The sequence below is a fragment of the Streptomyces sp. NPDC079020 genome, from assembly GCF_044542225.1.
Lineage (GTDB): Bacteria > Actinomycetota > Actinomycetes > Streptomycetales > Streptomycetaceae > Streptomyces.
The window spans coordinates 1-13,679 of sequence record NZ_JBITUB010000021.1; the positions used below are offsets into that span (position 1 = coordinate 1).

General features: G+C 65.0%; 7 protein-coding genes. 1 reads left to right on the forward strand and 6 read right to left on the reverse strand.

Features of this window, described 5'->3' with window-relative positions:
- Positions 1 to 145 precede the first annotated feature (145 nt).
- The 6 genes from ACIGJO_RS31330 to ACIGJO_RS31355 all read right to left on the reverse strand — a co-directional run bounded on the left by ACIGJO_RS31330 (position 146) and on the right by ACIGJO_RS31355 (position 9,448).
- The gene (locus ACIGJO_RS31330; RefSeq protein WP_399963968.1) at positions 146 to 3,541 is read right to left on the reverse strand and encodes an AMP-binding protein; all 3,396 of its coding nucleotides are present in this window, start codon (positions 3,539 to 3,541) and stop codon (positions 146 to 148) included.
- Positions 3,542 to 3,657: 116 nt separating this feature from the next.
- Positions 3,658 to 4,485: a metallophosphoesterase gene (locus ACIGJO_RS31335; RefSeq protein ID WP_399963970.1), complete on the reverse strand. Its 828-nt coding sequence runs from the start codon at positions 4,483 to 4,485 to the stop codon at positions 3,658 to 3,660.
- Entirely contained in the window at positions 4,482 to 5,279 is a 798-nt protein-coding gene (locus ACIGJO_RS31340; protein WP_399963972.1) for a hypothetical protein, read from the reverse strand. Before ACIGJO_RS31340 ends, ACIGJO_RS31335 begins: the two co-directional genes overlap by 4 nt.
- Complete coding sequence (locus tag ACIGJO_RS31345) at positions 5,276 to 6,271, reverse strand: acyltransferase domain-containing protein (protein ID WP_399963974.1); 996 nt, start codon at positions 6,269 to 6,271, stop codon at positions 5,276 to 5,278. Before ACIGJO_RS31345 ends, ACIGJO_RS31340 begins: the two co-directional genes overlap by 4 nt.
- A gap of 56 nt (positions 6,272 to 6,327) precedes the next feature.
- Positions 6,328 to 7,386 (reverse strand): MupA/Atu3671 family FMN-dependent luciferase-like monooxygenase, encoded by a 1,059-nt coding sequence (locus ACIGJO_RS31350; protein ID WP_399963976.1) that lies wholly within the window; start codon positions 7,384 to 7,386, stop codon positions 6,328 to 6,330.
- A 502-nt stretch (positions 7,387 to 7,888) separates the two neighbouring features.
- Positions 7,889 to 9,448, reverse strand: a complete 1,560-nt coding sequence (locus tag ACIGJO_RS31355) for a nucleotidyltransferase family protein (protein ID WP_399963978.1) — start codon at positions 9,446 to 9,448, stop codon at positions 7,889 to 7,891.
- A gap of 521 nt (positions 9,449 to 9,969) precedes the next feature.
- On the opposite strand from ACIGJO_RS31355, the gene ACIGJO_RS31360 reads away from it, so the two are divergent.
- Positions 9,970 to 13,593 (forward strand): ABC transporter ATP-binding protein, encoded by a 3,624-nt coding sequence (locus ACIGJO_RS31360; RefSeq protein ID WP_399964145.1) that lies wholly within the window; start codon positions 9,970 to 9,972, stop codon positions 13,591 to 13,593.
- The last annotated feature ends 86 nt before the right edge of the window (positions 13,594 to 13,679 follow it).

Consider the following 13,679-nt stretch of genomic DNA (forward strand, 5'->3'; position numbering starts at 1 on the left):
CGCAGAGCTCCCTGCAACAACGGCACATCAAAAGAACCTGAAAGCCTCAACATAAACGGCACACCGTAAGGCGCAATCTCACCCCCCAACGCCTCCACGAACCACAACCCCTCCTGCTCCACCGAAAGCGGAAACTTGATGTCCATCATCGCGCAGTACCTCCAGTGCTTCGGCCAGCGTTCCAGACACGCGCCATGCCAGCCGTCGGGCCGGCGTGTGGGGTGGCCCCGAGGGCCGTGGCGGGGTCGGTCTCCAGCAGCGCGGCAACGCCAGCGACCGTTGGGTTGTCGAAGAAGGCCCGGACTGTGAGCCCGCCTGTAGTCGCAGAGTTGAGGCGGTTGACCATGCGAATCGCATGCAGGGAGGAGCCGCCGGAGGCGAAAAAGTGTGCCTGTTGATCAGCTGGCTCACTGCCCAGCACTTCGGCCCAGAGGGCGGCGACCGCTGTCTCGGCGGGCGTCCAGTCGGTCTCCGTCGCACCAGACAGCAGATCATCCCGCAGGGCGCGCCTGTCAGTTTTCCCGTGCCGGGTTACTGGTATCCGGTCCAACGGCCGGAACACGGCGGGGATGAGGAATGGGGGCAGCGTAGCCGCCATGTGTGCGCGCAGCTGCATGGGGTCCGGCGATGAGCCGGGCGCCGGCCGGTAAAAGGCTTGCAGCTGGACGGCGCCGCCGGTCCTCATAGCCGTCACAGCGGCGGCCTCAACTTCCGGGTGTCGCAGCAGGCAGGCTTCGAGCTCTGCGGGTTCGACCCGGTAGCCGTGGACCTTCAGCTGATCGTCCAGCCTGCCGTGGATCTCCAGCCGCCCCTCGGCCGTGATCCGTCCGAGGTCACCGGTCGGGTATCCGGGACCGCCCGTGCTGGGATCGACACCCGGTAGCTCGGTGATCTCGCCGTTCCTGCGGAGGTATCCCGTGGCCAGCCCCTCCCCGTCGATCCACACCTGGCCGAGCACACCCTTCGGCACCACTGAGAGCTCCCCGTCGAGTATCCGAATCGAGGTATCCCGCAGGGGCTGGCCAACCTGTACCCGTGGCGCCGCGCCGTCCACCGTGTCCTCAGTCAGGTCAGCTGCCGTGGCCCAGATGGTCGCCTCAGTGGGCCCATAGAGGTTGGTGACCTGGCACCCGGTGGCCACCAGTCGGACCGCCAACTCAGGCGGGAGCGCATCTCCACCGACCAGCACTTGCAAGGGCGGTTCGGGGGACCAGCCGGTCTCCAGCAGGCACTCCCAGCCGAACGGCGTGGCTTGGAGCAGGGTCACCTGACCGTTTTGAAGCCGGTCGACCATCTCTTCGATGCCGTCCGGTAGTGCGGGGGCGACGTCGACCGCCCCTCCCACGCAGAGGGGTAGCAGAAGTTCGAGCAGCGAGATGTCGAAGGTGATCGGGCTCGTCGCGAGAAGTGTGTCCGAACTGCTCGCCCCCAGCCGGGCGGCCAGGGCTGTGATCCGGGAGGCCAGTGCCGCGTGGCCCACCAGCACTCCCCGTGGTTCACCCGTTGTCCCGGAAGTGAACATCACATACGCCGCTGCAGGCCTCTGATGGGCCTTCAGGTCAGACACAAGGGTCGACGAGTGGATCTGGTCCAGCCGTACGCCGGGAATACCCCAACCGTCCACCCGGGAGTGGGTCTGGTCGTCAACTAGGGCTGCAGAGAGCCCGGCGACATCTCGCATCGTCGCAAGCCGAGCGTCAGGAAGGTCGTCGCCGAGCGGTACACACACCGCACCGATCTGCCAGGCTGCAAGCAGGGCAACGACGAGGCGCTCCGTCCTCTTCAACAGAATCCCCACGCGGTCTCCTTCGGAGACACCGGCGGTCGCGAGTTCGGCCGCAGCCGCGCCTGCGAGGCCAAGAAGCTCGATGTAGTCGAGGCTCTGTCCGCCGTGGCGTACCGCAACCGCGTGCGGGTGCTGGGCAGCATGCCGAGCCACCATGGTCAGCACGTCGTCGACCGGCGCCTCGGTGGCTGCACCGACCAACTCACTTGGAGCGACGGTCCGGACGGTTGCACCGAGTTCGCGCTCGGGGTGCTCTACCAGGGTGCGCAGACTCCGGTCGAGGTCGTCCGCCATCTTCTGCACTGTCCCGCTTTCCACCGCCGAGGTGTCGAACCGCCACACCGCAGTGAACTCCCTGGCGGTCTCCTCGAACTCGAGCTGCAGATCGAGGAAGGCGTGTGCAGAGTCGAGCCGCTGGAGCGCCCAAATTCCGCTCTCGGTATGGATCGTGCCGAGCTTGTGGTGGTGACCGACCAGGAACTGGTATACGGGATTCGTCCTGTGATCTCGGACGGCGTGCAATCGGTTGGCAAGGAGCAGGAACGGCACGCTCTCCCGACGGTATGCGTTGAGGCTGGCCTGGCGCACTTGCTCGAGCAACTCAGTGCCGCTGTCCGACCGACGCAGTTCCACGCTGACTGGAGCCACGTTGGCGTAGAAGCCGACTCCGTGCGGACCGGCCTCCGGCTCGAGGCGGTTGGCGCACGGGACGCCGAGCGTTAGTCGTCGTTGTCCTGAGTAGTCACTCAGGACGCTCGCGGCCGCCGCCAGCAGGACCATGAACGGCGTGGCCCCGTGCTTCTCCGCCAGGCACCGGACTGACGCGCTCAGCTCGGCGTCGATCGGCCTGCTGACGGTCTCCCCCCGGTAGGACCGCGCCGCAGGCGACCGCTCGCTGGCTGGCAGTGTGGCGGGGGATGCGGGCGGGCGGTGTGCATCGGCGGCTGCGGCGACACGGCTGTCCTCGATCGTCCACTCGCTGCGTTGCCGGGCTGCGTACTCGCGGTAGTCGGAGTACCCAAGGTCGCTTCCATCAGCCTGCTCGTAGATCCGGATGAAGTCGGTGACTGCCACTCGAACGGAGAACGCATCGAGGATCGCATGGTGTGCGCTGACCACGATTCTGGTGACCTCGTCCTCGACTCGCACGGCCTCGGCGGCCAGTAGCCGCCCCTCGGTCATGGTGCCGATACTGGCGGACAACCGGGCGTGTGTGGCCTGGACCACGGCGTCGACGCCTAGGGCGGCTGCCCGATGGTCGAGCACGGTCAGCTCGGTGGCGGCCTCAATGCTCTGCAGCAGTGCCTCGTCCCGCTCGGTGAATCGGAGGCGCAGCGCGGTGTGCCGTGTCTGCAGTTTGCGCCAGGCGGCTTTTAGACGGTCAGGGTCAACCGTGCCTCGATACTCCAGGTCAAACGACAGCACGTACGCCCTCGTGCTCTGCGAGTCGATCTTCTCGCTGAGCCAGAGCTGCTCCTGCTGGAACGAGGCCGGCACGTTGGCGCCCGGCGTGGCCCGGACCGCGGGACTGGTCCGGTCGCGTGGTGAAGTCGGATCGTGGAGTAGCAGCTGCACCAACTCCTTTGCGGTCGGCGCCTCGAAGAGAATGTGCAGCGGCAACTCAGCGTCGAGCTCGTCGCGGATGGCAGCCGCCGCTTGCATCGCGCGGATGGAGTCCCCGCCATTGGTGAAGAAATCGTCATCCACGCCCAGGGATGGTTTCCGGAGGACGTCACCCAGGATGCGGGCGACCATGCTCTCCAGAGGACTGAGCTCAGGTGCAGACGGGGACACGGATTACGCCTCTCTTGTCGTGCGAGTGCTCCGGGCCGTGCCGGATGATGAGGGGTTCGTCGCGGTTGATTGTGCGGTCAGGAGCTTCTGGGGGCTGCGGAGCGGGTCCACTCGGTGCGGTCCCCCTCCTCGAGCGCTAGCAGGTGGGAGACGATGCTGGCATCGGCGCCGAGGCTGACAGCGTGGACCGCTATCCCTGGCGCTTCCTTGGTGTATGCGCCGAATCCGCTCGAGAGCTTGAAGGCGCAGGCGCGGTAGGTGCTCGGCGCGGTGACGACCTGGGCCGCACCAATGCGGCCAAAGACGACCCGGTGGATGTGACCGGACAGCACGGCAAGCACGTTGGGAGCGCAGGCGATGATCCGAGCTACTTCATCGCGGTTGAGCAGCCCGATCTCGTCAAGGTACGGGATGCCCACCGTAAGCGGCGGATGGTGCATCGCGACCACCGTGGGGTGCTGGGGGTCGTCGGCCAGCACGGCCCGGAGCCATGCCAGCCGTGTGTCACACAGCATGCCCCAATGCTCGCCCCTGACGGTTGTGTCGCAGACCACGACTCGAAGGCCACCGACATCCGCGACGTACTGGAAGAACTCCTTTTGGTCCTCGCCCGGGCCGAACACCTTCGGGTGTCGCGCCAGCCGGCGTATTTCCTCCTCCTGGTCGTGGTTGCCCTTCACTAGGAGGACCGGTGATTCGGCTTGGTCGAGTGACCTCTGGAACTGCCGATACTGTTCTGGAGCGCCGTCGTGCGTCAGGTCGCCGGTGACAACGACCGCATCCACTGGCGCCTCGAGTCGGGCTAGGCGACCGAAGGCAGAGTTGAGCCTATGGCCTGAAATGTCATCATCTCCCCCAGCTCGAAGATGAGTGTCACTGAGGTGTGCAAGGAGTATTCCGCTCATGACAGCCCGTACGACCGTTCGGGAGCCACCCTCGTGAGCAGGGCTGGGGCGTATCCCCTGATGGCGCTTTCACAGGCCGATACGTAGGCCCGTGCACTGGCCACGCTGATCTGCTGCGGTAGCCCGGGAGCGATTCGATCAAGCAACGGGATATGCCCTAGCAAGGGCTGCAGCCCGGCCTGGCTCGGCGCGCGGCAAGAGCCGGAACAGCCGGTCAGCAAGTGTCCGGATGTTTCGGTGCCGATGGCGGACAGAACAGTCTCCATGGATCGGATCCGTGCCTGAGGGTAGTAACCAGGGCATCTGGTGAGGATGTAGGTGGCGGCGTCGACGGCACGGGGAGCGAGGACATTCGGCAGGTCGGTGGCAGAGTCAAGCTCATCGAGACCGCCCGCACCTTCGAGGACGACGTGTTCGAAGGTGCACAGCAGGCCGTCGAGTGCTGCCAGTACGGCGTCATGGGCGTCCTGGTACCCGCGTCCGGCGAGGCTGGTTAGATCGACGGAGTCCCGCCCACGCAAGCGGACTGCGCCGATGCGACGGCCCATCAACTCCGCCTCGCCGCAGTCGACCGCGGAGCGCCGCACGACAACCGGGCCGACTCTCGGGTCCTCGCGCAGCCCGGCCGCGAGGAGGTGCCCCTCCATTCCACTCGCTTGCGGGTCGTCGGTGACCAGCACAGCCTTGAATGGGGCAACCCGGCCTCCCAACGCTGCCACGGCCGCACAGAGGCCGATGGTGGCCATCGACTTGCCCACGCCAGGGCCATCGGCGAGCACGATCGAGGCGGTCACAGCGTGGTCCGGCAGGTGGTCACCGGAACGTCCTCCGGGCGCGGACCGGGACGCAATGCGGTGACGGCCAAGTGGAGCGCGTCGAGTTGCTCCGCCGAGCCGGCCATGGGCAGCGGCTGAGTGGCGATGCAATCAGCGTCGACATCGGGCAGTGCCGCCAGAAACCGTGAGACCGATCGGCCTGGCCCAAACTGAATGAACCGCCAGGAGTGTTGGGGGAACTCCGTGGCCAGCCTGCGGGCGGCGGCGCCGAACAGAATGGGCTGTTGCAGGTGTCTGACCCAGTGGTCGAGCGGCACGCCGTCCGTCAACGGCTCCGCCGTGACGCTTGAGATGATAGGCAGAGTTGGCATTCGGAGGGGCAGCCCTTCGGTCAACTTCCGTAGTCGGGACCAATGCCGTGGGTGGATTGGACGGTGGCCGGCGACCTCGACCTCGAGTAGCCGGCAGATGTCGCCAGCGTTCTCGAAGACCTCTCGCGCCCGCTGTACTGCTCGGTGGTCACCGGTCACGGCGAAGTGCCGGTCGCTGTTCGCAGCGGCCTGGCGGAGGCCGGTCTCCACCAAGACCCGGCGGAACCGATCGTGGTCCGTATCGACGGCGACCATCGCACCCTCGGCGCCGGTCACCAACGCGTCGGCCTGAAGCAGAGCGACCTGCAGTGCCTCGCTCTCAGTGACCAGGCCGGCAACCACTGCGGCGGCCAGTTCTCCGACGCAGGTACCGATTACCGCGTCAGCGGTGACTCCGGATTCCTGGAGCTGACGGGCGAAGCCGAGGTCAAGAAAGAGGCGCAGGCCCCAGATACCATCCAGCTCACGGAAGACGACATGACGACCCATCAGGGCCTGACGAATCTTGCCAGCCGCAGTTGGCCTGTCGAGGTGGTCCAGCAGGTCGGCGCCCCGTTGCAGGCTCTCCCGGATCGCCGGCACGAATTCTGCTGGGGCGACCAAACGCTCGTCATGGAAGTCTGCAGCCCCGGTGAACACGAAGCAGTACCTTCGCGGCCTTGCGGCTGGCGGGAGTGGAGTTGAGTCGGTCCTGGTCACGCATACACCTCTGAATGCACGGGGTTTGTGCCCTGGGCTAGTTCGGCGATCAGCGGCAGCGATGCGAGTACGGCCTGCGGCTCGACCCCGAAGTCGATCAGGCAAGCGATCTCGTCGACTCCACAGTCAGCGAGGCTGCCCAGTAGGCCCTGAACGCTGGCGACCGAGCCGATCGCAGTGGCCTCGTCTAGCAGACGGTCCGTCGCCCGACCAAGCACGAAGTCAAGGTCAGCGGAGCTGAGTTGCTTGAGATCTGCCCCAGCCCCAAGGTCGCCGGCAGCCCACAGGTCCATCGAGCCACGCAGATAGTTGGCGATGGGGCCAATGCAGCTGCTCCGGGCCTCGTCCCGGTCTGCCCCCAGGAAGGTGTGCAGCATGACGGTGACACTCCCGCGCTCAGGCCCGCCCGCGTACCGTCGGTAACTGGTGCGGTAGGCAGTGATATTGGCGCGCAGGCGATCCAAGTCCTGTCCGAGTAGGTGGGTCAGGACGTTCGCACCTAGAGACCCGGCGGTCCGGTACGTGTCGGTCCGGCCACCGGTGGTCAGCCAGACCGGCAGCTCGGACTGTACAGGTCTTGGGAAAGTCTCTATCTCTACGGGCGCGCCTGACGGATCCGGACGGATAACCGATCCACCGGACCACAACGCCCGGACGGTATCAATGGTCCGTTCGGTGACGTGCCGCCGTTCCTGGAACGGTCTATCGGCGAGGGCGAAGTCCTGCTGGCGCCATCCCGAAGCGAATGAAATCCCGACCCGCCCGCCTGACATTCGATCAACCATTGCCCATTCCTCGGCGATGCGAATCGGGTCGTGCAACGGGGCGACCAAACTACCGGCCCTCAGTTGCACATTTGAGGTCATCGTTGCGAGGGCTGCCGCAGTCACCGCGGGGTTCGGAAACTGTCCGCCGAACTCATGGAAGTGGCGTTCCGGTGTCCAGACAGCATGCAGACCAGCCGAATCCGCAAAGCGGGCCCCCTCGAACAGCAGTTCATAGTCAGTTCCAGGCGTCTGCGCCGAGTGCGCAAAGTAAAATAGACTGAACTTCATGACCGCCCCCATAGCCTCACGGATATATACCTACGCAATTTCTGCTAGCCAATTTTGTGTCGACACAAGATAGCGAGAAATCGAAGAATTCCGCTGCCGTCCAGCGTCGCATCACGAGCTCGGCCGCACCATTAGACCGAGGAGCCGTTACATACCGATTCTTGCAATGCTGCTGCCCGATGACCTCTGCAAAACTAACTGGGCGGTTCAAAGCTTTTCACATTCTCGACGGAGCGGAACTCTAATTCCGCCGTGCAAAAACGAGGCGCCTTCTTCGACAGGGCCCAGCGCGCCCCGCTCCTAAGTGGTTCTCCCTGCGTCGTTCAGTGGGCCGTTCTGCGTGTCTCCTCTTTGAGGCTAAGACTGACTCCGTATAGGTCTTCCCGGAGAATACCGACAGCAGACTTGATGAAGAGTGGCGCCGCGTAGCCACTTTTTGCAAGAGCTCCAGAGGGAATAGCGCCGATGATCGGGTAGTCAATGCCGATCACAGCTTGAAACATCACTTCACTCCCTCCACGAGGCCGGGGCGTCCGGTGGAAATGATGCGTAGGGGTGAGACCACCGTCGCGTTCCTTTCCGACCCGGGCACGGCCTGCCTGACGCCCACCAGAGCGTGGCACTCGCGTGGAAGACCTGCCGTGACAGCGCCGCCCAGGAGGCGTAGAGGGAATTGGGCCACAAGCATTCGCGTTCCCTTCTCTTCGGCACTGACGATCTCGCACTGAGGACCGCCCTCCGCCCTTCGGCCTTGGGTGGAGTCCAGTACCACGGGTTTCCCCTCTGAAGGCACGACGACTTCGTAGACCGGGACCCCGAAGTTGAAAAATACCCGAGTCTCACCATCCGGTGACGACTGTGGGGTGATACGAAAGACGAGAATATCGTCGTCCCAGGTGATCTGCAGGGTCGCGTGGATTGCGTGCAAGTTTCGGCGGTGCGTTATGACGCCTATGCCCTCGGATCCGAGCGCATAGCATGGCGACGATTCGCCGGAAGCCATCGCGTGGACATTAGTCGCACCCAGGTTGCGCACGTACTCGGACGGTTCCTGGCTGCGGACGACTAGATTCTCGAAGTCCTCGAGGGGTGTGGGCCACGAAACAGCCAACGGGTGGTCGAAGTCAGCCCAGAGGACACGTGAGTTCCACAACGGGTAACCTGAATAACGCTTCAGACCCGCTGGCACGTTCCCGATGAGGTGCTCAGCCGCGTGGGCGACGAATGCGACAGCATCCGTCGCATGGAACCTTTCGACCAGATCGCGGAATCGTTGTGCATCGAACTCATCCTCCCTCGCCATATCCAGGGCGTCCGCAAGCTCACCCAACGGCAAATTCGCCATCGGATAGCGCCAGGCCCGGTTTGTGCAGTTCTTGTATATGTGGGCACACGTGACAAGTGTGGCGGCTTCGGGACGCAACATGGCGATCCTGCCGTGCGGAACGTCCACCCAGTGCCATTGTTCCGCGAGGTCCTCGTAGCTGATCAGAGATCGGATCGCGGACGGATCAGAACCCATCGGATCGATGTCGATGCGGCCCTCAACTCTGTGGCCGCCATCCTGACTGTGGGGGAAGGCGAACACCGGAAACCCCCGGTGGATGTCGAGCATCACCTGGGATTCGCGGTCCTCCGCGTCCCCGAGCACGAGGTATCCCACCTCGTGGAACCCTACGTAACGCTCGAAATCCTGGTACCCCAGAGAACGGGCGAGTGACATGAACTCCACTGGATCGCGGGGAAGGAGGTCGATATCGCTGGAGCCATGGTGCGGCGCACGGCCGCGGGTGTTGTAGTGCGGCGTGAACCCCTTGATCAGAAGAGTTGGACGGTCCTGGTCGCCCAGGCTCTGGAGTCGGAGGACATGCGCTGTGTGTGCTTGTGCGCGGGCGGCGATCCGCGCGTCGATCTCTGCCAGCGAGCCGACGACCTCGAAGTACCCCTCTGGCTGTGCCGAGTCGGCCCATCGGGCCAGGAATCGCCCCGTGAGCCGATGGGCAACCAGAGCCTCGACAAGCTCCTCTGAGGTCACTTCGCCCTGCGTCGGCGCGATGTCCATGCCGGGGTAACCAGCCGCCCATGACAAGAGGGCGGTAAGTGAATCTGTCTGACGCATTGATGAGACTCCGTATCCAACTGGGCAGTGTGTGCGGACGCGAGTGCGGGCACCCGGATCGCCGCTGGCTGAACCCAGACCGCAAGTAACTACCCGGCTAGGTTGGTGCATCGTTGCACCAGCCATGAATCGTGGTCAAGGAGATCGACAAAGCTGGGTTGAGATCGCGATCCCGTGCGGCTGGACCGCAACGTCGTTGTCTGAGACGGTATTTGACTGCACTGCAGGTCAGGGCCGCGGAGGCTGGAGACAGGACAGTGCGGCACGTGCGGACGTGCTCGCTTGGCCGGCGCTGTAGGGTGGCGCGGATCTTGCTTCCACGTGGTACAACGATTTACTGGCGGGCGCTGATCGCATCCGGAGGGCGCGTGGCGCACCAAGCCGTGTCTACGCGACCGGTTGCTGCGATGTCGGTGCGCCGGTCGACATGGAGGTATCCGTTGAGCACCGATTCGGGCGGCGGAATGTGGGCATCTCGATTGATCCGGCACTGCCTGCCCCATCGCCGCAACCTAGCGCTAGCTTTCGGCGCGTCGATCTGCGGAGTGGGCATAACTGCGCTTGTGCCCCTCATCCCGAGGGCGGTCATCGACGACGTGAGACATGGTGACGGCGGTCGGCCCGTCAGACTGTGGATCACGCTGCTTGTCATCTCTGCCGGGCTGGTCTACGGTCTGACCTTCGTCCGCCGCTATTACGCGAGCCTCCTCGCCCTCGACGTGCAGCACGACCTGCGCACCGCGATGTACCGGGCGATCGTGGCCCTCGACGGCACAAGGCAGGACGCCCTGTCCACAGGGCAGATCGTCGGCCGTAGCACTAGCGATCTCCAGCTGGTTCAGAGGCAGTTGAGCCTGTTGCCGACTGCGATCGGCAACACGATGCTCTTCGTCTTCTCCATCGTGGTCATGCTCGTATTGTCTCCTCCACTCACCCTGATTGTGCTCGTGGCCGCACCGGCTCTGCAGTACATCGCCCAGCGCAGCCACCGCCATCTCTTTCCCGCCACCCAGCAGGCACAGCAGCAAGCCGCGGCGGTTGCATCGGTGGTCGACGGGGCCGTGGGGGGCGTGCGGGTGGTCAAAGGGTTCGGCAGGGAGCAGCAGGAGTTGCACAGACTGCGCTCGGCCAGCACCAAGTTGTTCACGGCGAAATTGCGCACGGTCCGGCTCAACGCGCGCTACACACCCGCGTTGCAGGCCGTGCCCACTCTGGGACAGGTCGGCGTGCTCGCCCTCGGCGGATGGATGGCCACCCGGGGGGACCTCTCCCTGGGGACCTTCGTCGCCTTTTCCGCCTATGTCGCGCAACTCGTCGGCTCGGTCCGGATCCTCGCCACGATGGTCACGCTCGGGCCACAGGTCAGAGCGAGCGCCGAGCGATTGTTCGCCGTGATCGACGCCCAGCCCGTGATGGCGATCCGGCCGCAAGCGCACGATCTGGACGTCGCCGGCCCCATGAGTATCGAGTTCGATCACGTCACATTCGGCTACAGCAGCGACACCACCGTGCTCAGGGACTTTTCGTTGGACATTCAGGCTGGGGAGACCGTCGCACTGATCGGCGCCTCCGGCAGCGGCAAGTCCACAGCCGCCATGCTGGTGCCGCGCTTTTACGACGTCGACGCAGGGGCGGTGCGCGTCGGCGGCCATGACGTACGCGACCTCACCATCACATCCCTGCGCTCCGCCGTCGGCGTCGTCTTCGACGAAAGTTTCCTTTTCGCGGAGTCCATTCGCAACAACATCGCCTACGGCAAGCCGGATGCCAGCGATGAGGAGGTGGTGGCCGCAGCCCGGACCGCCCTGGCACATGGGTTCACAACGCATCTGCCACAGGGTTACGACTCCGTCATCGGCCTGCGGGGCATGACCCTGTCGGGTGGTCAACGCCAGCGCGTCGCCTTGGCGCGCGCGCTTCTCCCCGAGCATCGTGTCTTGATCTTGGACGACGCGACCTCGGCGGTTGACGCGCAGGTAGAGCGGGACATCCAGACGTCATTGCGTACCGCCGTCGCCGAGCGTACGGTGCTGCTCATCACTCACCGCCGCTCCATGCTGGCGTTGGCTGACCGCGTCGCGGTCCTGGAAGACGGTGCGCTGCACGATGTAGGCACTCAGGAGGAGTTGCAGGCCCGCTGCGGCCTGTACCGCCGGCTGCTCTCCGACACCGCGGAACGTGTCGAAGACTCTGAGGGGGACGACACGGATGGCGCGGCTGATGAACCCCCGATGCCTGGCATTGGTGTCGACCTCCCAAATCCACGGACCCTCTCTCCGATCGGCACCGGGACGGTCAAGGCCGCCGATCTCCCGAACGTGCACGAACCCACGGCCGAAAGAGCCGAGTCGGCATACGGATTGCGCGGCCTCCTGCACGGTCTCGGCACGCCGTTCACCCTGGCTCTGACGCTTGTCATCCTGGACACGCTCGCCTCGCTGCTTTTGCCGATCCTCATCCGGCGCGGGATCGACGACGGTGTCCAGCGCCTTGCGGTGAACGCGGTGTGGACGGCTTCAGCACTGGCATTCGCCCTGGCGCTGGGGCAGTGGGCCGTGCAGACCGGGGCCCTACGGCTAGCCGGGCGCACTGGCGAGCGGGCCCTCTACGCGCTTCGCGTCAAGATCTTTGCCCACTTGCAGCGTCTCGGACTCGACTACTACGAGCGCCATCTGCCTGGGAAGATCATGACCCGGATGACCACAGATGTGGACGCTCTATCTGCCTTCCTGCAGACGGGCGCCACCGCCGCGCTCGTCTCCCTGCTGACGTTCTTCGGCATCCTGATCGCCCTCATCGTCATCGACGTGCAGCTCGCCCTGGTCACCTGTATGACTCTGCCGCCGCTGGTCATCGGCACCTATGCTTTTCGGCGGCACAGCGTGCGTGCGTACGCTCAGGCGAGGTCACGCGTCGGCACCATTAACGCGGACCTGCAGGAGTCACTGTCAGGACTTCGCGTCATGCAGGCGTTCCAGCGGGAAGGACAATGCGTCGAACGCTTCACCAGACGCAGCTGGGAGTACCGTCAGGCACGGGTTCGCGGGCAGTGGCTCATCGCGCTGTATTTCCCGTACGTGCAACTGCTGTCATCCCTGGGCGCCGCCGCAGCGCTCGCTGTAGGAGCGGGTCGGATGGCCACCGGGACCCTCACGGCCGGAGCGTTGGTCGCCTACCTTCTCTACATCGACCTGTTCTTTGCTCCCATTCAGCAGTTGTCGCAGATATTCGACAGTTACCAGCAAGCAGCTACATCACTCCAACGCATCCGGGAGCTTCTCGCTGAGCGCTCAACGACACCGGTCGCCGCACGCGCACAGTCAGTAGGCTCTCTGTGTGGGCATCTCTCCTTCAATGAGGTCTGGTTCCGGTACGACGACGGCACCCCCGCCCTCCGCGGTATCGACCTCGACATCCCAGCAGGGCAGACGGTGGCATTCGTCGGTGAGACAGGGGCAGGAAAGTCCACCCTCGTCAAGCTCGCGGCACGGTTCCATGACCCCAGCTCCGGGGTGGTCAGAGTGGACGGCCGTGACCTCCGCGACCTCGAGTTGACCGAGTTTCGCCAACGGCTGGGCGTCGTCCCACAGGAGCCATACCTCTTTTCCGGAACCGTGCGCGACGCCATCGCGTATGCCAGACCCAGAGCGTCGGACAGCGAGGTGGAGGCCGCCGCGCGTGCCGTGGGGGCGCACGCCACGATCACATCGCTGACAGCGGGGTACAACCACAAAGTCACGCAGGGCGGCCGAAACCTCTCTGCCGGCGAACGGCAACTCATCGCACTCGCACGCGCGGAGCTCGCCGCACCCGACATCCTGCTTCTCGATGAGGCCACCGCGTCCCTGGACGTGGCGACGGAGACAAAGGTCAACAACGCGATCGAGCGGGTGGCGAAGCAGCGCACTACCATCATCGTGGTGCACCGCCTCACCACGGCCGCCAGAGCCGACCGGGTGGTGGTCCTGGACCGCGGGCGCGTTGTGGAGGACGGCACCCATGAGGAACTACTTTCCGTCGACGGGCGCTACGCCGCGCTCTGGGAGTTGTTCACGGACGGCTCGGTGGCACGGGTTGAGTCGGCCTGAAGCGCGGTTCCGGTGTTGCCACCGGCCCGTTTCTCCAGGCCGCTCTCCGAACCCGGCGTACCCGTCTCCGAGTACCGGGCTCTCCA

Coding starts and splice junctions, on each gene's coding strand:
- ACIGJO_RS31360 (WP_399964145.1), top strand. CDS start 9,970: ATGTGGGCATCTCGATTGATCCGGCACTGCCTGCCCCATCGCCGCAAC.
- ACIGJO_RS31355 (WP_399963978.1), bottom strand. CDS start 9,448: ATGGACATCGCGCCGACGCAGGGCGAAGTGACCTCAGAGGAGCTTGTC.
- ACIGJO_RS31330 (WP_399963968.1), bottom strand. CDS start 3,541: ATGGTCGCCCGCATCCTGGGTGACGTCCTCCGGAAACCATCCCTGGGC.
- ACIGJO_RS31350 (WP_399963976.1), bottom strand. CDS start 7,386: ATGAAGTTCAGTCTATTTTACTTTGCGCACTCGGCGCAGACGCCTGGA.
- ACIGJO_RS31335 (WP_399963970.1), bottom strand. CDS start 4,485: ATGAGCGGAATACTCCTTGCACACCTCAGTGACACTCATCTTCGAGCT.